Source organism: Gracilibacillus boraciitolerans JCM 21714, from assembly GCF_000521485.1.
Lineage (GTDB): Bacteria > Bacillota > Bacilli > Bacillales > Amphibacillaceae > Gracilibacillus > Gracilibacillus boraciitolerans.
Window position 1 is genome coordinate 1 of the sequence record NZ_BAVS01000031.1, and the last position, 25,760, is coordinate 25,760.

Sequence of the window (25,760 nt, forward strand, 5' to 3'; positions counted from 1 at the left end):
ATTTTGAATGGAATAAAGTGAAGCTTTACATAATTGCTCGTATGTTGGATGTCTATTTTGTTTATCTAATTTAAACATATAACCTCTCCATCATCTTAATTATTGGGATGATTATTTTCTCTTAATATAGTTACAAAATATTCTTTTACTCATTTCAGATACTTAAACTTATCATTTCGAACTTTAAACAGATGGTGGCAAATCGATTTGATCAATCACTGTTTAACTGTTCTTTTACTCTATCTGGTAGTTCTTCAACCTGTATTTCTTCCCACTTTTCTACATAGGACCTTTTTGCAGTAACTATTAAAAAGGCATTTTCTTTTAATACTCTAGTTGAACTAAATGTTACTTCCTTTTTATCACCGTCTTCAGTATAGCCAATTAAAGTATATTCATATCTGCGAGCATCAATAATGGGTTCTTCATTGATTTGTACATATACCTCTTCTTTAGGTACAAAAGGGTTGATAAGATCTCTTTCTACTTCTGGAACAAGCGTAAAAAAACCAACTAATATGACAACTAAAGCAAGTACAATTCCTACAGTTATTTTCACTACTTTTTTCAATATTTATCTCTCCCTTAATTTTTAATTAGCGATATACATATTCTTTTAAATTTTTGATGTAACTAGAACGAATGACAATAAAGTAAAGAAGCTGTAATCCCAAGAATCCTAAAATGGTAATAACTCCTGATTGAAATACGTTAGAAAATCCTCCCTCCCTTTGTAAGACCTGTAAGGCGAAACCTGTTTCAACAATAGCCAACAAAAATGGTAGGAAAAAGAGGATTGCCATTTGAATGTTTGCGTTTTTAACCATTTCCTTTTCACTCAATCCGATTTTAGCTAGTGATTTATATTTTTTTCTTTCCTCATATAAATCCGTAAATAACCTGAAATATAAGAAACTCCCAGCAGCCAAGAAAAAGATGATGCCAATAAATAAACCAATAAACAGACTTAAACTTGGTAATTGAACAGTCTGATAATATTCGATGGCCTTTGAAGAGTATCTAGCATCTGGGTTATATGTTTCACCAACGATATGATCCTGTATCTTTTGACTTATATCTAAGTTCTCTTTTGAATCAGCAAATTGAAAAGCATAAAAGGTTACTAACTCATTACCTTGCTTCAATAGATTAAAGGTATTTTCATCAACAACTAACACATCATGAAGAGAAAGAAGTGGCTGTTCAATTGATTGCAACTTTATCGACATTTGTTGGTTATTTAATTGTAAGTCTGTCGTATTATCTTGGAGTACTGTATATCCTTCTCGTTCTGTTTGCCCAAAGTAAACCCCCCTTTTCCTTCCTCAAGTTTAGGAGTTTTTAATTCAGGTAATATCTTCATCCCATCTTTGTATGAAAGAACTAAAACAGGATAATTCGATGATCCTTGACCAGTTTCTATCGCTTTAAATTTAGATTGCTCGTAATCTATATTTTTTTGTTCAAACTGTTGTTGAATATATGTCAGTTGTTCATTTTCATCCTTGTTACTAGAATAGGATAGAAACTCCATTTCATATAATGAATCTTCAGTGGTAAACATTGATTTATAAGTGGCTAAAGTCCCTGTTGCCGTAAAGGCTACAGCAGAAACAATACTTACGATGAAAAATAAACGAGCATTATCTTTGACTCGATACATTAAATCAGAAATCCAAAGTAGGTTTGTACCTTTTCTATAAAATTTTTTATTTCGTTTCAACAGTTTCAGTACCCAGACACTTAACTGGCTATAAAACAAGTAGGTCCCTATTACTGTACAAACAGTAATAATAACTGCACTACCAATATCAATACCTGCAAATAAAGCCAAGCCAAACCCTCCACCTAAGAACATCATTCCTAGTATAGAAAAAGGTATAGAAGGCTTTGGTTCTCTTTTTGGTTTGACCGACCCCTTCAGTAAAGAAACTACTTCTTCTGAATGGATAATAAAGAGTGTAAATTGAGAAATAAGCACAAACAGAGGTAGAAATACCCCCCCAATTGTTATTCCTAGTGCTTTCAAGGGGAAATATAGTTCAAGTGGTTCCATTTCGACTATATATGACCCTGCAGTAAAGAACAGTTTAGCAAGCACTGTTCCACCAATGATTCCTGTAACGATAGAAGCAAGACCGATGAATACATTCTCCAGTGTGATTAGTAGGCGAAGTTGTTTAGGTGATGCCCCTTGAATTGTAAGGATTCCAAATTCACTTTTCCGTGTTTTTAAAAAGGCACTTACAGAATAAAGGACAAATAAGATTGAAAATACAAAAATGACCCATTCTGCAAATACCATGCCTTTTTTGGCAATGTTATTCATATAACCTGTTTCTAATGCAGGATGAAAGATGAACATCGCAAACATAAAGAAAATCATAACAGCGAACGAACTGCTTAAATAAAAGGCTAGATATGCCCGCAAATTACGCGTTATATTTTTATAAGCGAACTGTGGAAAGGTCATCCGAATCTCCCCCCTAGCATTGATAGAACATCTAAAATCTGTTGGAAAAATACCTTTTGATTCGTTCCTTTAAATACTTCGTTGTACAATTTACCATCTTTAATGAAAATAACTCGATCACAATAGCTAGCAGCAGATGGATCATGGGTAACCATTAACATCGTTGTTTTATCTTTTTCGTTAATCATTTGTAAAGTCTGCATCACGTCTTTCGATGATTTAGAATCTAAGTTTCCCGTTGGTTCGTCGGCTAACAACAAGGAAGGCTGATGAATGATTGCTCTAGCGATTGCAGTACGTTGTTTCTGACCGCCTGATATTTCATATGTTCGTTTATTTAAGATTGAATCAATACCTAGCTTTTGAGTGAAAGCCTGTACTTTCTTGTCAATTTCACCTGAATCTACTCTTTCTAGTGTCAAAGGGAGCATAATATTTTCTTCCACTGTTAATGTGTCTAATAAGTTAAAGTCCTGAAAAACAAATCCTAGTTCTTTCCTTCGAAATTCTGCAAGTTTCCCTTTTTTTAATTTATGAGGCTCTTGCCCGTTAACAATGACCTGTCCTGATGTCGGTCTATCAATTGTGGAGATTAGATTTAATAGTGTAGTTTTCCCCCCCGATCCAGACGGCCCCATTACACCAATAAATTCTCCCTTATCCACATTAAACGTAATATTTGTTAAAGCTTGGAAGGTCGCTTTTCCATCATAAATTTTATTTAAATCTTGTACTTGTAATACATCTGCCATTATATTGCCTCCTACATATTTGACTGTATATTTATTATATAAGGAATATAAAAATACAAAAATAGAATTACCTTAAATCAACCTTACACTTTAGTAAGGAAAAGACAGAACAAAAGCGCAGAGCGCCGGTTAAAAACGTAGCGACTGGAGCGAATCAACTGAGATAAAGGAATCACGGAGAGCTTGCGAACCGATGATGACTTATCGTAGGATGATTCGTGAAGTCGCCTAGTTTTTGGCGCTCGGAGCTGGACGTGGCTACTCGCGTTTACTTTATACACAGGGCTTCATTCTAAAATTTCCTAGACAATAAAAGAACCTTACCCCTTCATTAGTTGGGTAAGGTATTCGATGAAACATATTCCTTAAAATATATTTTAAAGGTTGTACTTTGTCCTATTTCTGATTGTAGTTCTATTTCATGCTGGAGCTTACCCATAATTTCTTTTACTAAATAAAGCCCCATTCCCGTGGACTCGTGATACAATCTACCATTTACTCCTGTAAAATAAGGTTCAAAAACCCTTCTGATATCTTGTGAAGGAATTCCAACACCGAAGTCTTTAATTTCTAATAAGATGCACTCTTCTTGTTTCTCAATTTTGATATTTAATGTATCACTTTTGTTAGTGGAATATTTAACGGCGTTTGAAATAATTTGACCTATAACAAATTGCAGCCACTTCTTATCAGAATACACGCACAATTTATCTTTTGGGAAGTACTTTCTAGGGAAAATTTTGTATTGAATAAACAATCTTTTATTTTCCATTATAATTTCATTGATAAAGTTTTGAAGAGGGATCTTTTCAATAGAATAGTCTTTTTCAAACATAGATAGTCGTGATGAGTATAACACAGTTTTTAATCCATCTTCTAATCGATATAACTCTTTTCGAATTTCCTGAAATAACGCTTCATCATTATCTTGAATCATTAAGTGGATGACAGATAAGGGCGTTTTCATTTGATGTACCCATTGATTTGTAAATGTTACTCTTTCATTTAAATCTTTCTTAACCTGTTGCAGATTATTTTCATATAGTTCGGTGAGTACAGATTGCCTTTCATAAATGGATTCAGCTAGTACGCTTTTTCCCAATTGTGTTACATGTAATTCGTCATTATTAGACTTTTGTAACCATCGGTAAAGTTTTATATCCTGTATCCATCGATAAATTAGATAAATTCCTATAGTTATTACTTGAATCATAAAGACATAAAACAAATGATCCAATTCTTGAAATCCTAAAAACCAGTAGTAAACAAATACAAATATTCCCTGTATGGTGGTAACAAAAATAAGGGACAAATGTGAACGAAGAAATAACTTCATTCTGCTTCCTCCCCATGTACATCTCATCCTATAACCTGCCCCCCCACGAACTGTTTCAATAGCATCTTTGATTCCAATATCAGAAAGTCTTTTCCTTACCCGTGTGATATAAACGTTTAACGTATTTTCATCAATAAACATATCCGTATTCCACATTTTTTCAATTAAACGATCTCTACTTGTTACCTTTTCTCCACGTTCTAATAATACTTCTAATAATAATGATTCCTTTTTTGAAACCTCTGTTGACTTCAATTGAAATCGAAGTTCCATTCGCTCTGGTAAAAATGTTAAACCATGAAAATTAATCATCCGCTCACCCTGACTGGGTGCATATTCGCCATATGCTCGTCTTAGATGACTCTTGACTTTAGCAATTACCACATCATATTCAAAAGGTTTTGTAATGTAGTCATCCCCCCCTCCGTTTTCTAGGGCCATAATTTGATCCATTGTACCCTCTCGTGCAGATATAAAGATAATCGGGCATGTAGAACGTTGGCGAATCTGTCTGCACCAATAAAAGCCGTCAAATGATGGTAAATTTATATCTAGTAATACTAAATCAGGTTCTTTCTCAAGAAATTTGCCTAAGATATCATTGAATTGTTCTAAAGTAATTACTTCGTACCCGAATTTTACTATATGTTTAGCTAAAGGTATACGGAGTTTATCATTATCCTCAACTATCATGATTTTTTTCATGGATATTATCCCTTCTCAGCTTATTTATGTAAGGGGGGAGAGAAGTAAGACTCCCCCCCTCTAAACTAATCGTTTATTGCATTTTAACTCATTTGGTCATTTAATTCGATTACTACCCGCTTACCATCTACAAGTACCTCAATAATGCAAATAATTATATTGAAAATCTTTATCATATATCATCGCTCCTTTATTTCTAACAACTATTGATTTTATTGTAAAAAATAATGGAGATCGTAACCATCGAATTTTATTAAATAGATATTACATTTTTGTAAGATATGGTAAAACATTGTCTAATATAATAAGTGTTGCCTAATCAACAACGGATTAGGTTATATGTTGATTCTGCTTTTTGGCACCTTATTATTGTTTAGTCATATATATAAAAGCATTCTTTTACGAGAATGCTTTTATACTGCAAAGAAAAATACTTTCCTATTGCTCCCCCCCTCTTTTTATAGGCAAACCCTAAACTTACATTATTCTCAAAAAACTTAATACAACCTTCTAAAATCATACCAGAAGATAAAGAATTATTGTTCATATTTTCCAAAATTATAGAAATAATTTATTGCGCAGTAGTTAGTCAAAGGCTCTTAAGAGTCATTTGCTTTTTAGTTACCTGTCTTATCCTACTAATTATTATCGTTCTCATTATAGTATTTTTTCACTACCACATTTCCCATTTTGATTATGTTTTTGTTATACTTATAGTGAAAGTGTAGGTGACTACGTTGTTTAAGATATTATTAATTGAAGATGATGCTACTCTATTTAAAGAGATAAAAGACCGGCTTGTAGACTGGGAATATGAAGTGTTTGGGGTTAAAAACTTCCAAAGTGTCATGGAGAGCTTTGCTGAGGTTCATCCAGATTTAGTGATTATTGATATTCAGCTTCCTAAATATGATGGTTTTCATTGGTGCCGCATGATCCGTGAACATTCGAATGTTCCGATTGCCTTCTTATCTTCACGCGATCATCCTACAGATATGGTAATGTCGATGAATTTAGGTGCAGATGATTTCATTCAAAAGCCCTTTCACTTTGATGTGCTAATCGCAAAAATCCAAGCCATTTTGCGACGTGTATATAACTACAGTACAACCACTTCAGACTTGAAGATGTGGATGGGTGCAACGATTGACCTGGAGAGAAATCGTGTATCAAATGAAAAGGGAATGGTCGAACTTACTAAAAATGAAATATTTATCTTGAAACTACTTGTTGAACGTAAAAATAAGATTGTTAGCCGAGAATATTTAATGAACCTGCTGTGGGATGATCATCGATTTATTGGTGATAATACGTTAACGGTGAATGTGAACAGGGTTCGTAAAAAACTTGCTGAAATTGGACTGGGAAATGGCATTAAAACAATGGTCGGCCAAGGATACTCTGCTATAGAGCAGGAGGAAAAATGATTAGGAAATTCTTGATAGAGAGAATCAGCTGGGTTAGTTTGATTGTACTTTTGCAGCTGCTTGCTTTAATACTTGCATACCTAGACTCTTCTCTTTCTATTGACTCAATGTTCTATTATGTATTTCTATCACTCGTTATTTCTTCTCTGTTTGTCGTAATTCGCTACTTCAAAGAGACTTCATTTTTTAAAGAGCTTGACTTACGGGATTCTACGACTGATATTACAAGTCTTCCTGAACCAAACAGCCCATTTGAATCATTCATTTATAATGAAATCACCTCTCTAATCGAACAGTTAGAAAAAGATTCCTCTACAAATCGGCTTCTCCTTGAGCAGGAGAAAGACGAGATGCTTTCTTGGATTCATGAGGTGAAAACACCATTAACAGCCCTGAAATTAATCATTGACCGGACGGAAGATCATCAATTAAAATCAGAACTTATGCATGAATGGTTAAGAATCTACTATTTGCTTGATCAACAGCTGCATAAAAAACGTATACCTTTCATTGAAAATGATTTGTTCATTGAAAACGTAGAACTAGAGTCTATTCTTTACAGTGAAATTCATATGTTACGGTCTTGGTGTTTAAAAAAAGGAATAGGATTTGATGTAGAATTATCTTCAACACATGTGCTTACTGATGTGAAATGGCTGTCCTTTATTCTCCGTCAAATTTTAACGAATGCCGTAAAATACAGCGAAGAAGGATCTGAAATTACGATACAGTCGGCTGTTCAAAAGGGACAAACGATCCTAAATGTAACAGATAACGGCCGCGGAATAGACCCCCCCCGTGATGTGCCAAGAATTTTCGATAAAGGCTTTACGTCTATAAACAAGCATCAGGACCAACATGCTACAGGCATGGGATTGTACTTAGCAAAAAAGGCTGCCATCCCACTTGGTATTCACATTTCCGTTTGGTCAACTGTTGGTAGAGGGACAACATTTACACTTACCTTCTCAAAAGAGAATCGATTCCTCCAGATTCAAGGCGAGTGACAAAAATGTCACTCGCTTTTGCTTTTTTGTTAGGATAATCAAAGGACTTCATGGAGAGGAATATATACAATAAGGGTATCTTAACAATTGGAGGAACTTTTTATGAATATACTTGTAGCTAGAAAAATCCATAAAAGCTATGGAAATAAATTCACGAGACAAGAGGTCTTAAAGGGAATTGATATTAGCATTAAAAAAGGGGAATTTGTTACGATCATGGGTGCTTCAGGATCTGGGAAAACCACTCTTCTAAATGTGTTATCAACGATTGACCGGGTAAGCCATGGTTCCTTAGAAATCGAAGGTGAGGAACTAACGAAAAGCAAAGAAAAGAAGCTCGCGGAATTTAGAAAGCATCATTTAGGGTTTATCTTTCAAGACTATAATTTACTTGATACGTTAACAGTAAAAGAAAATATCTTATTACCCCCCTCTCGATCTCAAATATTGCCAAAAAGGAAGCACTAAAGAAATTTCAAATGGTCGCAGCAGACCTTGGAATTAAAGACATAGAGGATAAATATCCCAATGAAATATCAGGCGGCCAAAAACAAAGGACATCTGCGGCGAGAGCTTTCATTCACGAGCCAAGTATTATTTTTGCAGATGAGCCAACTGGTGCACTTGATTCAAAAGCAGCGTCTGACCTACTAGGTAAATTAAGCACTTTAAATGAAAAGCGAAAAGCAACCATAGTGATGGTTACTCACGACCCTGTTGCAGCAAGCTACAGTAGCCGTGTTATTTTTATTAAAGATGGTCAAATCTATACCCAATTGAACAAAGGAGAAGAAAGCCGCAACACATTCTTAAAGGATATTATGAAGACACAAGGAGTTTTAGGTGGGGGTGCAAAATGAGCATTAATCAGCTAATTTTCCGCAGCTTTCAAAAGAACGTAAAAAGCTATTATTTGTATGTGTTTGCTCTCGTCTTTAGTGCTGCCCTCTACTTTGCCTTCGTTACCTTGCAGTATGATCCTTTAATGGCCGAAGCATCGGGATCGACTAGAGGATTAGCAGCCATTAGGGCGGCTTCTGTACTTCTAATCGTTATTGTGACTGTGTTCCTGTTATATGCTAATAATCTATTTATCAAAAGACGCAGTAAAGAAATTGGTTTATTTCAACTTATAGGCATGACGAAAAACCGTATTTTCAAGATCCTCACTGCTGAAAACGTCATACTCTATTTTGGTTCATTATTCATTGGAACGTTTATCGGTTTTGCCTTTTCGAAATTAATCGCCATGACCTTATTTAAAATAACGGGCGTGGATGCCGTTGCCTCTCTCTATTTTTCTGACGAGGCTTTCATCCAAACATTGCTCGTATTCGGTAGTATCTATATTTTGATCATGCTGATGAACTATCTTTTTATTAGGAACCAAAGCATTTTGTCACTATTTCATATTACTAGTAAAACAGAAAGCAGAGTAAGTAAGATTTCGATCATAGAAATCTTGATCGGGATTTTTGGGATTCTACTTATTTTAACTGGTTACTATGTATCGGCAAGACTTTTTGATGGGGGGGATTCCATGTCCGTAAACCACCTATTTTTAGCGATGATTTTTATTCTAGCGTCTGTTATCTTCGGAACATATTTTTTCTACAAAGGTTCTGTACGCTTTATTACCAACCTGATAAGAAAAAATAAAGGTGGCTATTTAAACATCAATCAAGTGATGTCACTATCTTCCATCATGTTCCGCATGCGATCGAATGCGATGCTACTTACCATTATCACAACTGTGTCAGCACTAGCAATCGGCCTGCTATCCTTAAACTATATCTCCTACTATTCAGCTGAGCGTAATGCTGAGAATATGGCACCGACTGATTTTGCATTTGTCACATCAGAGGATGCAGTAGCTTTTGGTGAGGTATTAAAGGAAAGCGGCATTAGCTACAGTGAACAAAGGATTGAAGTGCTTCGAGTGGAAATTGATATCAAAGAGATTACGAACAACGATATCGAGAACTTACAGTTTGACGTTGGCAAAATGAGAGTTGCGGTTATAAGTGACCTTTATGTTGAAGGCATTGATGTAAGTCAAGGTGAAACGTTATTTTCTGGATATAGTGATGCGCTTTTGACACTGTTAAACTTGAAAGATTCAGGAACAGTTACCTTTCACGGACTCACGGCAGCTTTCAATCAGGAGTATGTAGGCATATATAATGATAGTGTGCTGCCTCTCTATTTTACTGGCGGATTGCCTGCAGTGATTGTGAATGAAACGACATTCACTATGCTCGCTAATGACATGGACCCAGATATTCAGTTGAACTCATCTCTTTATATTGGCTTTACATTAGCTGATCGAGAAACCGTAGAAGCTGCTGATACACTTTTTCAAAGCATGCCATTCAGTCAAGATGAGGCAATAACTCCCAATACTCGGTAGCGCTACAGCAAAAAATCAATATGGGCACTACGATGTTCAGTGTCGGCTTTCTCGGCCTCACCTTCTTAATAACTTCAGGTTGTATCCTCTACTTTAAACAAGTAGAAGAAGGCGATGAAGAACAACCAAATTACAAAATTCTGCGAAAACTAGGCTTCACTCAAAACGATCTTCTACAAGGGATCCTAAGGAAGCAATTATTCAACTTCGGCATTCCGCTTGTTGTTGGACTTATGCACAGCTACTTTGCCGTCAAATCAGGCTGGTTCATTTTCGGGACAGAGTTATGGACACCAATGCTTATTGTCATGGGATTGTACGCAGCACTGTACTCAGTTTTTGGCTTTCTGTCTGTGCTTCATTATAAGAAAGTGATTAAAATGTCGCTGTAAAGGAGGTGAATTAGTTTGAAAAAAATAGTTAGTATTTTAGCTATATTCATGCTAGTAGCAGTATTACTTACTGCTTGTAACATTCAAAGAATAGGAAAAGACAATTTATATATAGAAGTGATAGAACCTACAGAGACTAAGGAAGATAGTTTGGATGGTGGAGAATTAATAACTAGATATATTTACAAACAAAAGGCATTTGATGAAGAAGGAGAATCAGTAGATGTAGAATTCTCTGCGGGTAGAGAATTACGACAAGGTGCATATTTAATGCTCTATCTTAAGAGTAATGATGAAGTAACATCTTATGATGAAGTAACGTGGGACGACATCCCAAATGCTGCACAAGTCGAACTAGAAAATTATTATAGTGAAAATTAATTTATTACTCAACTTTTCACTTGAAATTGAGTAAGTATAATCATTGACAGGAAAAACATTCCGTTACGTGTTTACCTGCAAAAAAGGATAGGAAAGCAGTGTTTCTATCTGCTTTCCTATCCTTTTCTATATCACAAAAACACTCCTCTTTCTTGGATCAACGCTCCCGTGAGCGATAATTCAATCTATTTATTTATACATTATAAGAATGGCCTCAGTAGTTTGTTAAAAGCACTCTCCCTTTGTTCTCTTTGGAAGATTCACCATCATTAGCGATTATTATATCCAGAAAGTCGAACATAGAACCGTCGAAGGAAATCATTATTACTGAATCTCCATCATTATTATTTAGTTTAAGTGTATTCTCTAATTGAACATGTACAGTAAATATTTCTTCAAAATCCATTTTCCAACTCTCCTATACCCTGCGATACAAGCATGTATTATATCTGTAAAAATTATCTGAAATCCTGAAATGGTAGTTAATTATAAATGTCTGCTTACCTATAATCTTAGATGAATACTTGTATTTTTCATTTAATGGAGTGACGCAAATCTATATTTTTGGTATCCTTTCACAATATATCTTTTCCAAATGGATTTTAGTTAACGATAATGTAAAGAGCAAAAATAGCTCAAATCCATTTGTCACCGCACAGCTTGGCAGGAAAGAAGACAAAGCACTGCCAAACACCATAATGACTGTTCCCAACAACATCCATTTCCAATTTGTTTTCCTATATAAAATAAAGCCTCCAATTAACAGCACACAAGTAACCCCAATGATCATATATGGGGGGGGATGATTACTTGAAGAAGTTGATATGTATTGAAGAACCCCATTATCCATACTGGGTTTAGCTCTAATTGAACGACCACCAGAATTTCAATCACACTAAGCAGTAGTGCAACAAAGACTGAGAGCCATTTTACAATATTGCTTTTCATCCAATTCACTTCTGCTAATTTTAAGATCCCATAAGTAAATAGTACTAAAGTTGGCGTAACCAATGCGTGTATCCAGTAGCGCCCTAAATTTAATATTTCCAGTAAATCACCTGTACCAACAAATCTCCCAACCGCTAGGATCAAATTGTCATATAATAAACCAATAATGATAATATAGAGGAAACTTCGATACGTTAACTCTTTCTGTGATGACCTAAAAGTCCAAATAAATAGTATTATATAAGCAGTATGAGAAATTGTATCTTCAACGTCTAAAAGTTGCATTCGCCTTATTAAAGTAAGGGGCGTTAGTTGAACAACTTGAATAAAAAAACGGCAAGCATAGAAGTGAACTTCATATACTTGCTGTTAGTTATTTGATTGAATTGTTAATTCATCGATATTTATAATTACTTTCAATTGTTGTAACAGATCCAATCCAATGATATCATCCAAATCAAAACCATAATTCATTGCGCCAACTTCTAAAGCAAAATCTTCAGTTTGCATTACTCCAATTCTTACTGAATCAACCGTTTTTGAATACACAAATTCTGATCCTCCAACACCAGTTATCCGATATATCATGTCATTTTCTTCTGCTACAATCCCTATTAACTCTGCTAAGTCTGTTGATACAACTGTATTTCCTGAGCCAGTATCGATTAAGACACGTTGTAAATGAAGTAATTTTCCTTTAAATGTTAGTTCCATATCTGTCAGCAATAAACCTTCTTCAATAATTAGTTTTTTCACTATCGCCTAACACCTACCCATTTTTTCTCAATGATATTAGGCTTCTTACGGCTAGTATGAAGTACATATAGTTCCCGATTAGGTTCTTCTCGATGAATTTCTTGATAGGTTTTCATTGCCTCTGGGGGGGAATTAGAAAATTTCTTTAAAGGGGGGGCAATCTCATCTAAAATGCGCTCACTTTTCTCATTTGTATATGCTTGAACAGCTTCTATCAATACCCATTGCTCCGGGAAAGCCTGGCATACATCCTCCCACTTCATCCCGAGTCACCTCCATAAATATTTACTATATTATATCATGATTAAGTAAAGTGTAATAGCACAGAAGATAGCAAATGCTTATCTCCACCAACGACAGTATCAAAATCCTTTTCATAGATACTAAATATCTCCTCGCCATATATTTCTCCACCACCATAGTTTCTTAACCACCATTTATAAGAATTGGGTAATTATAAATGCAGTGCACCTTTTTCTACAAACCATGTGTTTGCAAAATCTTCTATCACATTATTTTTTTCCTCAGTAAAAAATGCTCTTTTTATGATGAAAGAAAAGAATCAAACTAGTTGTTTTTGATAATTGCGAGCAATAAGGATAATAACAATCATCAAAATCGATAACCCAGCCAGCACAAACGCAACCGTTGTTGTCGTTGCATGATCCATCAAACTCCCTGTTATTAATGGAAAGAATATCCCACCCGCTCCACCTGAGGCAATTAAAATACTCGTGATTTTATCCGTGCTTCCAGGTAACAAGGTTGTCGCATAGACAATCGCAATACCAAATACACCAGCCATCATTAATCCAATCAGTACTATTAACACATAGCTCAGCCACAGACTAGTTGCCAATCCTAATATAGCAATAAAAACAACCGTTCCTGTACAACAAAGGATCAGATAGCGAGCATATTGCATCCATTCAGCTAAATATCCCGCAGCTAAACGACCAACGACCATAGCTCCCCCCCAAAAAATCGTGACAGACAATGTTGCTAGAAAGGTAGCTGCTTCCACCTGGTTCACTAGAATAGCAGGCAAGAAATTCATCACACTGATTTCTAATCCAACATAAACAATGAAAAAGATCATAAATAAGACGCTGAAATCACCCCTGCGAAAAAGCCTACAGATTGGCTCGCAATGAGAATGCCACCTTCCGTGTAGCTTCGATCATAATAATCCAAAATCTCGGTCAAGATGGAGCCAAGAATAATGTGTGTAAAGCCAATAAGTAAGTATGTAAAAGACCCAATCCAAATTAAACGTTTCATATATCCTCCTGCTGTTTATCCATTCTTATGCATATTTAAATTTAACTATCAGAATAATTACTTTCGACATAGTTTATCCTATCATGAAAATCAATTTTTGTATGTTAAAGCTAATTCGTGAATTATTATTTCAATTGCTGCTTCAGTTGATTATTGAAAAAGCAATAGAAATAGTTCGAATCATTCAAGTTCTACTCCTATTTCTAATTAATAACTTTGAAGATTGTGACAATTCTAACCCTTATGTTATAATTACAGTAAGAAATGAATATAATATAACCCGTAGCGGACACTACGGGTTATGGATAAACGGTTCCCTAGAGGATCGGCTATCAAGTGTGATAGACCTCACCTACTACGTTTCAGGGTAAATAAAATAGGGAGGTCTATTTTCTGTTGATCAGTGACACCATCAAAGCGAGTAATGCAATCAAGAAGGTACCGAAACCAAATAGTACCATGAAACTTTCATACATGTTCGAAAGGCTACCCCCCCCTTTTCTATATGGGGGATTAGCCGACCTTTCCCTAAAAGAACGTTATCCTATTTTAGTATATCAAAATCATCACGAACGTTCGTTCTATAATAGGAATAATTACTAATTTTAAACATCTCTTTCATCATGAAAGAATTACACATCATTTTTTAATTGTTGGTCTCCCAATTCATTCTTTACTTGATGTACTCTAAGCCTAGTTCAAAGAGTTGGCTTCATATATGACTTTACCTTTTTTATTAATATGATCTTTTAAGTTTTCATTAGAGATTGTTTCATAGTGAATAAAATCAAAATAATAAGGTAGTGGATATTCCTCGTTCAGCAAATCAGAGACCTTGCACAAAATTTCTGACGTAATGTCTTCTCCTTTTATTGCAATATCTATATCAGATCCTCTTTTGTAATTACCCATTGCTCGACTTCCGAAAATAATTCCATATTCTATTTCTGCAAATTGCTCTAAGGCTTTATTTATATAACGTATATCACTTTCAAGTAGACCAAACATATTACCTTTCCTTTACTAATTTATCATATAATTTTATCAATAATGGTAGAAATTTATTTTGTATCTCTATAACTAGTTGTTCTGCTAGCTCCTGATCATAAGTATGGGTTGTTAAATTTCGCTTGGATAGTGCCTCCATCCAAAGATGCCCATCTTCAATAATATCTATTTGGAACGCTTGCTTAATGGATTCTCTTGGACTTTTAGCAGGGTATCCCTCTGCTTCCAAATAATCCTTTAAAACTTTCCAAGCTAATTCAAATGTGGTTTCAAAGAATTGAATGATGCCTGCCCTTTCTAATTCAGTCGATATCGTTTCTTTTGAGTATTTTTCTAGGAGTTTGAAAGACTTTTCAAAGTTCTCAAATCTTTGTTTCCACCGAATATCCTTCATTTCATCCATGTATTTCACTCCTAATCACGATCTAATTTATACTTGTTTGAAACACGTCATATAAAGCGTCTCAACTCTTTAATCTATTATACAACATATATTGATTTTGACTAAATATAGCCATCCTCAATTTTATTCATATCGCGTAGAATGAGATATTCTTTAGTTATTAGTGAACCAATAGACACTTCTATCGCAATTCATCATCCAATGGTATAATCACTTGATCCAAAGCAATCCTCCACTGACGCTTCATCTCTGGTCCGTATTTCAAGGCTTTTGCATCCGGGTTGGCAGCTTTATACTTATCAAAATCCCTGCTGTTAAGGATATCACTGATATTTGGAATAGGATCCATTCCAATCACATATTGAATGGCAGACAAATGCAGTGCATCTTTTGCTACAAACCATGTGTTTGCAAAATCATCTATCGCATTATTTTTTTCCTCGGTAAAGAATGCTCTTTTTACGATAAAAATATCTTCCTCTTCATCCACTTCTTTATTATCGATCGCATTTAAAATGGCGCGATACACATCCTTAACGATTTCTGCTTTTTCTAGCTTTTGGAGTGCTTTTTCAATATCGTCACGGATATTTTTATTATTTGCTGAGTACGTTTCGAGTAACTTATCAATATAGGTTGCATCGATATCGTAAATCTTAGCTAAATTGTCCCCCCCATGGAATTCAATATCAGAGAAATCAGCCTCTGGTTCACCTGAATCCTCATCATCCATTAGTGATCCTTTTACCGTGTTATATACGCCTACGGATTCTTCTATCGTCAGGACTTGATCTTTCAATGTAGTTGAGTATTCGATATCATCGTTGTATTCATTATACGTTACGAGCGCGTCATACGAATTATTTAATTCCTGAAATGCCTTTACAAATTCCACACGCGTTTCCATTGGGGTGTGTTCATTTATAGTTTCTATATTGGCTGTAATATTCTCTAATTCTTTATGCGCCTTTTTGAAACGTTTCTTTGAATCCTCGTACGTGGGATAGATCAACGTAGATTCTGCGCTTTCATCGGAATAGACCTTTGTTGCTTCTTGTACATTGTATTCCATGGTGTATGGTTTCCTGAAGGTAACGATTAACCCCCCCTTCGTCTTTTCCGGGTATGTCCGATTGGTTCGGGAAAAGGCTTGAATCAAATTGGCATAACTTAAATTCCGATCCACAAAAAGTGTTTGAACAGTCGGCGCATCAAAGCCTGTTAATAAACGTTCGACAACAATGACAAGATCAATTTGTTTCCCAAACTCTTTAAACTCTGCTTTCTTTCGAGCTAATCGGTTATTAATATCGCCATTATAACGTTCCACACTTTCCAGGGACCAAGCTGTTTGATAATATTCATTATAGTCCTTGATAATTTGTTTCATTTCGGCTTGATTCCCTGTCGCATGTCCTTCATTTTCTTCTAATGATACGTGATCGCAATTCGTGGAAAGTTCGGATCCTCCATGGTACGACCTTTTCTTATCGGGTAATCAGGAAATTCATCCCACAGCCAATCTGGATTTTTCGTCATTTCTTTAATTTTATTGTAATAACGTTTCGCCATCTCAATCGAACTAGTTGTTAGAATAGCAGATTTTTGTGGTCGACCATTTTGAAAATCGAATTTCAAATAAGCATTATCTGGGCGGAATATTTTGCGAATCACTTTTTGTATATGTGCGTCACTTTCAAAAGAGGCATTGTCGATATACTTTTCCTTCTCGATGCCATTCATTTGATCAATCACATCATTTACTTTTATAGCTGATGCATTCGCATACTTTTCAGTTTGACGGAGTTGATCATAAATATGATTGTTTAAGGAGATCGGTTCTATGGTATCCTCATGCTCTACTTGGAAGCCTAAAACCGCATGGTCCTCTAACGCATTTTTAATGGTATAGGTATGTAACACATCTCCATATTGGTCACGAGTCGTACGTGCTAATTGCCCTTGCGCCTGCTTTTTATTCACGTTAAAAATGGGTGTTCCTGTAAAGCCAAACCAAGTGGAATTTGGAAAGAAATCTTTCATTCGCTCCATTCCTTCTGCACTTAAAGCACGGTGACATTCATCGACGATAAAACGATATGTTGTCCCAGTAGCTTTTTAAAGCGTTGTGTCCCTTTATTTTCTTCTACCTTCCGGCGTGACGTAATGCAGACTCTAACTTTTGACGCGTCGTAATGACGACGGCATTTGTATTGGCATCAGATAGTAACGTACTGCTTAACTCTTTTGCGCTGCCAGTACCCACAATTAAACTGTTAGACCTTGCGTTACCAGAAGAGATACCGGTATTATATTCCGAAGCAAACTTGGTAAATTCTGAAGTTGTTTGATTATCTAAGTCTTTACGGTCGATCAGCATAATTGTCCGGTCGATACCTGGTTTTTGAGCTAATAATTTGGTCGATACAAAACTCGTTAAGGTTTTCCCAGAGCCAGTTGCATGCCAAACAAACCCAGACTTATGCTGCATTGCAGATTTATATAAGGCTTGGATCGCATGGATCTGGTACGGTTGCAAAACCATTAATGTTTTATTATCCTGGTCTTCACTTACAATGGTATAATCAGCAATTAATCGATGAGCATCCGGTATATTTAAGACCTGTTTGACAAATTCATAGAGATTTTCTACTTTATGATTGTCTGTCGTTCGCCAACTAAATAGAAATTTCCGGTGCATATTTTTCGGCATCGCATTTGCAAAATAGCGAGTTGTCTGTTCATTGGAAACAACGAATAGCTGTAACGTTGAAAAAATGTTCCCGCGATACATCCCTTCTTCTGCATATTTCTTAATTTGATTGAATGCTTGAAAGACACCATCTTTGGCACTCGCTTGTTTTAATTCAATTTGAACGATTGGTAATCCGTTAATTAAAAGCGTCACATCAAAACGGCGATCGCGATCATCCACATGTGTTTTTTGCTTTGATATTTGGTGAACGACTTCATAGGTAGAAATCCCACCCCCCCCAATGTCACGATTTGAATATAACATCAATGACATCGGTCCTAATGCCGTGTTTTCTCTTTCAATGGTAATACGAGCAATGCCATTTTCCCCCCCCTTGAGCCATTTAGCAGCATCAAAGGGAGTTTTTGTTTTCAGCAACAGATCGGTTTTAATCATATCAAACTCTTTATCAGTAATCGGGTGTTCGCCAATTTCAGAAAGATTGTTTTGGGTTAGTTTTTGACGCAAGTTATTCCAGAGGTCCTCTTCCGACTTTAAATCCGGGCGATAATTCCACTGATTATACCCTTTCCCCCCCAATACTTCTATAAGCCGACGTTCGACTTCAGCTTCATTGTTATGGGATAGCTTTGTCATGGGTCTCCTCCTTTCTGGCCGTTAGACAAACATTTTTTGTAGGAAAGCTTTTTTGGTTTGTTTTAGGGTTTCTAGTTCTTTTTCTTGTAGAGCGATTGTGTCGTCTAGTTGTTTGAAGAAGTTACCGATTTTGATTTGTTCTTCTTTTAACATTGGTATGCTAATTTCAATTTGAGCTAAATCATTGGAATTTATTGCAGGATAACTTGTTCCTGTGCTTCTATTAAGAACTTTTGAAACAAATCTTTCTTCTTGAATTCTACTTAATAAAAAATAACTGTCTATATATGGACGCATCTGAGCATAGCCCGTTGAAAAAACATAGTTATCAAATGGTAAATCAAATAGATAATTATTTTTTGATACGGCCTAACCGTCTGATAAAAAACATCACCTCTTTTAGCTACCCTTTGGGCACGGGAGGGAGCTGCCTGTCGTGTTTCTGTTCGATGTGAAATTAATTCAGTTCCTTTTACCGATTCTAAATCAACGTATTCGAACTCACTTGGCAGTTCTGCTCTCGGGTTGAATTTAGCAATGTCTTTTAGCTTACGCTGTTCCCACTCCCCCCCAGTAAACCCTGGAAAACGTATTTCAGGTACGGATTCTCCTTCTTTTGGAAACATTTTTTGTATAAATCCCTGTTTTGTTTGTTTGAGAATGTCTAGTTCTTGCTGAAGAAGAGCAATCATATCATCTAGTTGTTTAAAAAAGTTCCCGATTTCTTCTTGCTCTTTATTTTCTGGTAAAATTACATTTATATTTTTGAATTTTTTCAATGAAAGAACTTTTTGTCCTGTCCCTTCAGCTTCTATTGCAACTTCTTTTTTGATAGTCGAATTAAGCATATTTAAAAAGAAATCACTATTACCTCGAGATAATTTAAATACAGGATAAAAGTAACTAATAATCCCTTTTTCAATTAGATCGTTTCTATTAAATTTGAATACCCCATTATCACTTCTTGACCTAAATGTAAAATATCCTCTCGGCAATATAAAATAACCTATATTATTTTTATTTGGTACCTGTCCATTTGTGAAATAATCATCCTGAAGCATTATGCCATGTGTTTGTGATGAAGTAAGTACAGGATACTGATCTTGAACAGTGGTTTTCTCAGCGAAATCCTCTACAATCTTATCAATTTTTACTTGCTCCCACTCTTCACCAAACCCTGGAAACCGAATCTCTGGCATACGTTTACTTTCCATAGTGAAACACCTCTAATGCACCTTTAATCCATTCATCATTTTCTTTATCACATTGTAAAGTAGAAATAGTCTCATACAAGGTTGAATGTAATTCCGACTTTTCTCTTCGAACATCTTGAATTGATGAACCAAGGGTAGCCATATCCACAGGTTCTTCTTCTTCAAACGTATCCACATAGCGCGGGATATTCAAATTGAAATCATTTTCTTTGATCTCTTCAAAGGATGCTAAATATGCATACTTCTCCGCATTTTCTCGCTTTTCATACGTTTCGACAATCTTATCCACATTTTCTTTCGTTAGCTTATTTTGATTCCTACCCTTGGAAAACTCTTTACTCGCATCTATAAAGAAAACATCACGATTGTTACGGTTTTTCTTTAAAATAATGACGGTTGTTAGAATAGGAGTTCCGAAGAATAAATTTCCGGGCATACCAATAACTGCATCAATACTTCCATCTTCCAGTAATTTTTTACGAATTAAACCTTCTGCAGCCCCGCGGAACAATACACCATGTGGTAAGACGATTGCCATTGTTCCTGAATCTTTCAAATGATAGAATCCATGTAACAAAAAGGAAAAATCTGCTTTTGATTTTGGAGCTAACTTCCCGTAACGATTAAAACGGGAATCGTCTAAAAATGTTTGATCTGCTGACCATTTTGCAGAATATGGTGGATTCATCAGTACGGAATCAAACGTATAAGGCTCGTCCGTTGGCCAATCTTTATTCAATGTATCCCCCATTACGCAAACGCATATCTTCTTTTCTTACACCATGCAAGATTAAGTTCATTTTTGCTAGGTTATATGTAGTGGTATTCAGTTCCTGTCCGTGATACTTTATACTTTCTGGATGGTTATTATAGTTTCGTACATTCAGCATTAATGAACCAGAGCCCATCGTTGGATCATAAACACTAAATAACTTTCTATCCTCTTGCCCGATTGCAACAATTTGAGCCATCATGTCCGACACTTTACTCGGCGTATAGAATTCACCAGCTTTTTTTCCAGCCTCAGAAGCGAATTCACCTATTAAGTATTCATAAGCATCTCCGATTACATCGCCGTCGTGTTCGATGACATCAATCTCACTTAATTTCTTTAGGACGTCAGAGATTGTAATGTTCCGCTGTTGATCGTCTGAACCGAGTTTTTTGGAAGTCAAGTCTACATCATCAAACAAGCCACTAAATTGATCGTATTTGGTGGACAAATCAATAAAAGCTTTATTTAAATCATTCAATTGAAAGGTATTTTGTTTCGCTTGATCAGCTAATACATTGAATAAGTAATCAGGCTCGATATGATGTCCTAATGTATCGACTAACGTTTCAATCAGGTCATCCTTTACATCTTCATCTGCTAATAAATCGCGATATAATTGGGTTTGTTTTTCTTGCGTGTTGTATTCTTCTGATGATTCATCAGCTAATTCCACCACTTTCACCAATAACTTATCCGATAAGTACTTATAGAAAATCAATCCTAGTAAATAATCTTTATATTCAGATGCATCCATTTTACTGCGCAAGCTATCTGCAGCACTAAATAGTTTTGCATTTAATTTCGACATAATATTTTCCTCGCTTTTCTTTTGTTAATCTCATTGCTTATATAATAAATATATCAAATTCAGGGTGAAATAGATATAATTGAGGATGAATTTAGAACTGGTCCCTTGGAAAATATAAAATTTATGAAGACATTCAAATAAGGACTCATAAAAATGGTGCCTGCCACTTACCGAATTAAATCGAAATTGACAAAATACGGGTAGTGACAGGCACACCAGAGTTTTTTGAACAGTATCGCTGAACTGCGCAGCAGAAAAATTGTTTTGTCCATGATTGTTAATCACGATCTGTCTAAAATAAATTGTTAATAGTTTTAAATAGATCTTCAAATCTATTAATTGTATTTTCAGTTAAAGATTTTTTAGTTAAATTAATCTTTAAAAACTCTTTAGCAGGCAAATAATGATTAAATCTATTTTTGCCGCTTATCTGACCTATTTGTGTGAGGATTTTATCATTTCTATCCATTAAATCTTTAACTAGAATTTTTTGTTCCGGGAATGCTGCATTATAGAACTTTAAATACTCACCCTTCGTAAATAAATCTTCAATATCAGCTTTATCAAGCCCGTCAGTAAATTCATCAAAGAATCTAATATTTTTCTCTCTTATTATCTTTTTCATTATAAGACTATCTAACCTTTGTTTACCTTTAGAATTTGTGAAAGAATCTAGAAGTGCGACAATGTTTAATTTATTTCCTGTCATTAATGAGATAAAAGCAGGTATTTTGTCTAATCCTCCAACCGGAACAAGCACTACATCATCTCTCAATCCTTCCTTATCAACACTTTTTAGAAATTCAGAGAGTTTGGTTAAGTAAATAATATCAGCAGGACCTTCTACTAATAAATTTTTCTCAGAGATAAATAGATTTTGTGCAATTTCATAGCCCAATGCAGCTTGTAAAGGAAACAAGGTCCTACTATCTTTTTCTTGTATCGATTGAGATATAGTAGTTCCCTCTTCTCCTTCATATACTGTTCTCACTTTATCAAGTTTAGTGGAATCAACCATAAACGGAGAATGGGTTGTATATATTATTTGATACTCATCAGAGAGATCTTCTATAAATCTTAGCAGGTCAGCTTGTGCAGAAGCGTGTAAATTTAACCCTGGTTCATCTAACAAAAGAACGTAATTATAATTCTTATCATTTTTAATTTTGCTAAACCATACTATAAAAGAGAAAAACCAATTAAATCCCTTACTTCTTTGGTTTAACGGAATTGAAACTCTATGCTTTTGATTTTTCACACGAATATCAAGGATTTTCTTATTTCCTTGGTGGTCAATTTTAAACTCAATTTCTAAATTTTTATTTGCAGTCCAGTATTCAAACATTTGATCAGTAATTTCATTGGAAGTGGCCTCTAGTTCAGCTGTAAAAGTCTCAAAATCATCTGAAGACAGTAATTCTTCTAGGTCAATTTGAGCGACATCTAAAAGCGCTTTAGCTGTCTGACTAGAATCATCATTGATCTCACCTTGATGAAGAGCATTTAAATCTATTCTAGAAGGTAAACTAAAGTATTCGTCATAATACCAAAACTTAGGGATATATGGATTGATCCATTTTCTAAAAATGTAATTAGCTAAGGGATCTTTCCATTTCTCCCAAGCTCCTTTTAATATTTTCTCATCTAGTTCATTCATTAACTCAACTAAGCTATCACTGGAATTTTCATCTAGTAATTCTCTAATTTTAGATAAATTAAAATTATGCGACAGAAGTACTTCAGACTCATGTTCTTCGATTTCATATTTTTTAATCAAATTTTCCAGGTACCTTTTAGAATCAGCATTTATTCCACATACCGTTTTATTTGTACTTCCATAGTAAAGATATTCTGAAAATGATTGTTCTGAAAATACACCTTTTCCTAAATCTTTTGTTATTTTGTTGTGTAGGAACTCAGTTATCTTATACTGACATTCAACTACTTTAACTTTTTCTTCTGATCTTTGATATTTCTTTAATTCTTTTCTTGGATAGTCTAGAGTAGGATTAAATTGAAATTTCTCATTGTCTTCAAAGTAATTAAATTTAGCTAAAGCTTCTAGTATTGCAGTTTTCCCTGCCTCGTTCATACCAACAAAAGTTGTTACGTCGTTTTCAAAACTAATTTCTTGTGCTTGTTGAATGCTTTTATATTTATTTACTATCGCCTTTTCCAAAACTATCATTCCAAGCATTTTAACCACCCTTTAAACTATTTGATATATAAAATAATTCTATTAAATATATTTTAACACATACTTTTTGTCAGATTTATTTGTAGTTTTAAAAAAACTTGCTATTTTAAGCCTTCTTTCATGTAGACTAGAAATAAAATCTCTTTACCTTTAATGACAACCTATGCAAAACGAAGTTACCTTATTGCACAGTATATGTCTACTATCCAATATTAAAACCTTCACAAACTGACACTTAGCATTGTTATCCTCTTCACATCCTCTCATAATTTAAAGTCAATAAGCCTGTATTCCAAACTTCAATAACTTCTTCGGCAAAATATCATCTAAGTTCTGAATATCAGCATCTTTTAACTGAATCAGATTGAAATCATACTTTTCATAAATTTTTAATTTTTCTTGTTTTCTTGCCTGATATTTCGGATTATCTTCTAATCCCCAATACTCTATATACACTCTACCCACTGGCAAATAAAAGTCAGTATAGACATCTTCTTCAATGGGTAGTTTTCGCTCATAAGCATGTGCAATTCCTGACATATATAACCAGTTATCAATCAACATCTCAGCTCTGGACCTTACATAGTGACCATCTGCAGCTCTGTGTTTCGCTTCATACTTTTGTCTGAAATCAACAAAACTCTTTGTTTCTTCCTCTTCTTTTGATTCTGAATCTTTTCCAGCTATTTCATTCATCGTTTCTACTAGTCTTTTATTCTGTAAAATCCTTTTAGGCCAATTTACATACGGAATTCCCGTTCTTTCATATTCACATTGTTTCCCGCCTATACTTTTGCCTAGAGTTGTCATAGTCCATCCTTTAATAGACTTCTCCACAAATCCAAGCTCTGGCAAAATAGGTTTATTTTAAATTTAGATACTCCAAAGTGATTACTTAAAATTGTTGCATTTATATATTGATCCTTTTCATTTGTCGTTTTAAATATGCTACTATTTTTAATATTTTCATTCTATGCTATGTATTCCCCCCCTATTTTAGGATGTTTCTTTTTCGTCCCTACCTTCTCCCCCCCTTTTTCAGTCAAGACCCAGTTGTCATGAACTCTTTTAACCAAATCGTTATCAAGAAGGATCTGAAAGACCTGCTTTACATTCACTTTTAACTCTTTTGAAAGCGCTGTAGTTGATAAGTATTTTGTTTTTTGAGAAGTAGTCATGATCGATTAATCTCCTTTGCACAGTTTTTTCATCGATATTTACATTATAAAATTCATTAAGCTACTTTAGTTAAATTTGCATATAAATCATTATGCACTCTTATTATATTGAATCATCCAATCCATTAATTCTGAACGGTCAATCAATCTAAGATGATTTGAACCAGCTAATTTTATTACCTGATTAATAAAAAGACTATTAGTAATCACCCAGCATTCATCCGCTTTATAATACTTTTGAGCAGAAACTATTTCCTGTACAGCTCGAACTCCGACATTTTTTTTATATCGTTTGGCTTGTACAACAATTTTTTTATTAGTAGTAACCTAAATAAGATCTGCAAATACCTGATCTTTTAAGCCAATATTCTCTTACTATGTTTAAAATAACTCCATAAATTACAAAACAAGCAATAAAAAGAATAATGATTAATAATAGTAAAGGATCGGCAGTAAGTATTGACCATAATAAATCCAATCCCATTTCAAATCCTTCCACTATGCCCATAATCAATTATTCATCCTAATTCTCCAGTCCTTTTATTTTGTCAATAGTGTAAATATATATAACAAAAATACTAAGACTAATATATCATTTTCCATGGAAATTCTCTACCTATATTAGGAAATTTATTTTTAATTACCTCTACTCGACGGCGAATTTTTCTGGGTTTTATGTAACTTTAAATAAAAAGCTGATTTTCATAATCTGAAAACCAGCTTTTTATTCTTATAGTTAGGCTTCAACATCATAGCCTTGATCTTCAATAGCCTCTTTCATGGCATCCACATTCACTTTGGATTCGTCAAAAGTAACATCTACACTACCAGCTTCTAAATCAACTTGAGCGGATGACACACCATCTAATTCTTTTAATGCACCTTCAACTGACATCTCGCAATGACACATGTCATGCCTTGTACGTTTATTGTTTTTTCCATGACTTTTTCACCTCC

General features: G+C 34.7%; 23 protein-coding genes and 8 pseudogenes. 5 read left to right on the plus strand and 26 right to left on the minus strand.

Annotated elements, in window-relative coordinates; genetic code table 11:
- Positions 1–211 precede the first annotated feature (211 nt).
- From JCM21714_RS14615 to JCM21714_RS14640, 6 genes and pseudogenes are all read right to left on the minus strand, one after another.
- Complete coding sequence (locus tag JCM21714_RS14615; RefSeq protein WP_200868463.1) at positions 212–571, minus strand: YxeA family protein; 360 nt, start codon at positions 569–571, stop codon at positions 212–214.
- Between the two features lie 25 nt (positions 572–596).
- Positions 597–1,229, minus strand: a complete 633-nt coding sequence (locus JCM21714_RS24420) for an FtsX-like permease family protein (protein ID WP_369403613.1) — start codon at positions 1,227–1,229, stop codon at positions 597–599.
- Positions 1,230–1,240: 11 nt separating this feature from the next.
- Entirely contained in the window at positions 1,241–2,473 is a 1,233-nt protein-coding gene (locus JCM21714_RS18735) for an ABC transporter permease (RefSeq protein WP_369403614.1), read from the minus strand.
- A pseudogene (locus tag JCM21714_RS14630) lies at positions 2,448–3,225 on the minus strand (ABC transporter ATP-binding protein). The gene JCM21714_RS18735 and the pseudogene JCM21714_RS14630 overlap by 26 nt, the downstream one beginning before the upstream one ends.
- A 331-nt stretch (positions 3,226–3,556) precedes the next feature.
- Positions 3,557–4,588, minus strand: coding sequence for a sensor histidine kinase (locus JCM21714_RS24425; RefSeq protein ID WP_369403615.1), 1,032 nt, complete (start codon positions 4,586–4,588; stop codon positions 3,557–3,559).
- Positions 4,583–5,266: pseudogene (locus JCM21714_RS14640) on the minus strand (response regulator); the annotation flags it as partial. The pseudogene JCM21714_RS14640 and the gene JCM21714_RS24425, both read right to left, overlap by 6 nt.
- 737 nt (positions 5,267–6,003) lie before the next feature.
- Here JCM21714_RS14640 and JCM21714_RS14645 point away from each other — a divergent pair.
- The 5 genes and pseudogenes from JCM21714_RS14645 to JCM21714_RS14665 all read left to right on the plus strand — a co-directional run bounded on the left by JCM21714_RS14645 (position 6,004) and on the right by JCM21714_RS14665 (position 10,883).
- Complete coding sequence (locus JCM21714_RS14645) at positions 6,004–6,693, plus strand: response regulator transcription factor (protein ID WP_035725462.1); 690 nt, start codon at positions 6,004–6,006, stop codon at positions 6,691–6,693.
- Positions 6,690–7,700 (plus strand): sensor histidine kinase, encoded by a 1,011-nt coding sequence (locus JCM21714_RS14650; RefSeq protein ID WP_035725466.1) that lies wholly within the window; start codon positions 6,690–6,692, stop codon positions 7,698–7,700. Before JCM21714_RS14645 ends, JCM21714_RS14650 begins: the two co-directional genes overlap by 4 nt.
- Positions 7,701–7,802: 102 nt before the next feature.
- A pseudogene (locus JCM21714_RS14655) lies at positions 7,803–8,567 on the plus strand (ABC transporter ATP-binding protein).
- Positions 8,557–10,502, plus strand: a pseudogene (locus tag JCM21714_RS14660) (ABC transporter permease). The pseudogenes JCM21714_RS14655 and JCM21714_RS14660 overlap by 11 nt, the downstream one beginning before the upstream one ends.
- Before the next feature lie 15 nt (positions 10,503–10,517).
- A complete protein-coding gene (locus JCM21714_RS14665) occupies positions 10,518–10,883 on the plus strand; it encodes a YxeA family protein (RefSeq protein WP_035725467.1) in 366 nt (121 codons plus the stop codon).
- A gap of 214 nt (positions 10,884–11,097) precedes the next feature.
- Here JCM21714_RS14665 and JCM21714_RS14670 read toward each other — a convergent pair whose 3' ends face one another.
- From JCM21714_RS14670 to copZ, 20 genes and pseudogenes are all read right to left on the minus strand, one after another.
- Positions 11,098–11,289: a hypothetical protein gene (locus JCM21714_RS14670; protein ID WP_035725468.1), complete on the minus strand. Its 192-nt coding sequence runs from the start codon at positions 11,287–11,289 to the stop codon at positions 11,098–11,100.
- A 380-nt stretch (positions 11,290–11,669) separates the two neighbouring features.
- On the minus strand, positions 11,670–12,116 hold the full coding sequence (locus JCM21714_RS18740; RefSeq protein ID WP_052000766.1) for a hypothetical protein: 447 nt from the start codon (positions 12,114–12,116) through the stop codon (positions 11,670–11,672).
- Between the two features lie 84 nt (positions 12,117–12,200).
- Entirely contained in the window at positions 12,201–12,587 is a 387-nt protein-coding gene (locus tag JCM21714_RS14680; protein WP_052000767.1) for a retroviral-like aspartic protease family protein, read from the minus strand.
- Positions 12,587–12,850: a hypothetical protein gene (locus tag JCM21714_RS14685; protein ID WP_035725471.1), complete on the minus strand. Its 264-nt coding sequence runs from the start codon at positions 12,848–12,850 to the stop codon at positions 12,587–12,589. Before JCM21714_RS14685 ends, JCM21714_RS14680 begins: the two co-directional genes overlap by 1 nt.
- A gap of 41 nt (positions 12,851–12,891) precedes the next feature.
- Positions 12,892–13,029: pseudogene (locus JCM21714_RS24430) on the minus strand (hypothetical protein); the annotation flags it as partial.
- Positions 13,030–13,149: 120 nt separating this feature from the next.
- Complete coding sequence (locus JCM21714_RS14690) at positions 13,150–13,686, minus strand: MFS transporter (protein WP_052000768.1); 537 nt, start codon at positions 13,684–13,686, stop codon at positions 13,150–13,152.
- Positions 13,683–13,868 carry a hypothetical protein gene (locus JCM21714_RS14695; protein WP_035725472.1) on the minus strand — a complete coding sequence of 62 codons (186 nt, stop codon included), beginning with the start codon at positions 13,866–13,868 and terminating at the stop codon, positions 13,683–13,685. Before JCM21714_RS14695 ends, JCM21714_RS14690 begins: the two co-directional genes overlap by 4 nt.
- A gap of 386 nt (positions 13,869–14,254) precedes the next feature.
- A complete protein-coding gene (locus tag JCM21714_RS19500) occupies positions 14,255–14,344 on the minus strand; it encodes a putative holin-like toxin (RefSeq protein WP_084040859.1) in 90 nt (29 codons plus the stop codon).
- Positions 14,345–14,561: 217 nt separating this feature from the next.
- On the minus strand, positions 14,562–14,876 hold the full coding sequence (locus JCM21714_RS14705) for a nucleotidyltransferase domain-containing protein (protein WP_035725476.1): 315 nt from the start codon (positions 14,874–14,876) through the stop codon (positions 14,562–14,564).
- Position 14,877: 1 nt separating this feature from the next.
- Positions 14,878–15,279, minus strand: coding sequence for a nucleotidyltransferase substrate binding protein (locus JCM21714_RS14710; protein ID WP_035725478.1), 402 nt, complete (start codon positions 15,277–15,279; stop codon positions 14,878–14,880).
- A gap of 181 nt (positions 15,280–15,460) precedes the next feature.
- A pseudogene (locus JCM21714_RS14715) lies at positions 15,461–18,631 on the minus strand (type I restriction endonuclease subunit R).
- A 21-nt stretch (positions 18,632–18,652) separates the two neighbouring features.
- A complete protein-coding gene (locus JCM21714_RS24435; RefSeq protein ID WP_084040861.1) occupies positions 18,653–18,928 on the minus strand; it encodes a restriction endonuclease subunit S in 276 nt (91 codons plus the stop codon).
- Complete coding sequence (locus JCM21714_RS14720) at positions 18,913–19,845, minus strand: restriction endonuclease subunit S (RefSeq protein WP_084040863.1); 933 nt, start codon at positions 19,843–19,845, stop codon at positions 18,913–18,915. The genes JCM21714_RS24435 and JCM21714_RS14720 overlap by 16 nt, the downstream gene beginning before the upstream one ends.
- Positions 19,835–21,428 (minus strand): annotated as a pseudogene (locus JCM21714_RS14725) (type I restriction-modification system subunit M). Before JCM21714_RS14725 ends, JCM21714_RS14720 begins: the two are co-directional and overlap by 11 nt.
- Before the next feature lie 292 nt (positions 21,429–21,720).
- Positions 21,721–23,625, minus strand: coding sequence for an AAA family ATPase (locus JCM21714_RS14730; RefSeq protein ID WP_200868464.1), 1,905 nt, complete (start codon positions 23,623–23,625; stop codon positions 21,721–21,723).
- 276 nt (positions 23,626–23,901) lie between these two features.
- The gene (locus JCM21714_RS22115; RefSeq protein WP_235182924.1) at positions 23,902–24,480 is read right to left on the minus strand and encodes a hypothetical protein; all 579 of its coding nucleotides are present in this window, start codon (positions 24,478–24,480) and stop codon (positions 23,902–23,904) included.
- A gap of 116 nt (positions 24,481–24,596) precedes the next feature.
- Positions 24,597–24,803, minus strand: coding sequence for a hypothetical protein (locus tag JCM21714_RS22120; RefSeq protein ID WP_235182925.1), 207 nt, complete (start codon positions 24,801–24,803; stop codon positions 24,597–24,599).
- Positions 24,804–24,893: 90 nt separating this feature from the next.
- On the minus strand, positions 24,894–25,112 hold the full coding sequence (locus JCM21714_RS19510; RefSeq protein ID WP_084040865.1) for a restriction endonuclease: 219 nt from the start codon (positions 25,110–25,112) through the stop codon (positions 24,894–24,896).
- Between the two features lie 7 nt (positions 25,113–25,119).
- A complete protein-coding gene (locus JCM21714_RS14740; protein ID WP_035725480.1) occupies positions 25,120–25,311 on the minus strand; it encodes a hypothetical protein in 192 nt (63 codons plus the stop codon).
- A 228-nt stretch (positions 25,312–25,539) separates the two neighbouring features.
- Positions 25,540–25,745, minus strand: a pseudogene (gene copZ, locus JCM21714_RS14745) (copper chaperone CopZ).
- Between the last annotated feature and the right edge of the window lie 15 nt (positions 25,746–25,760).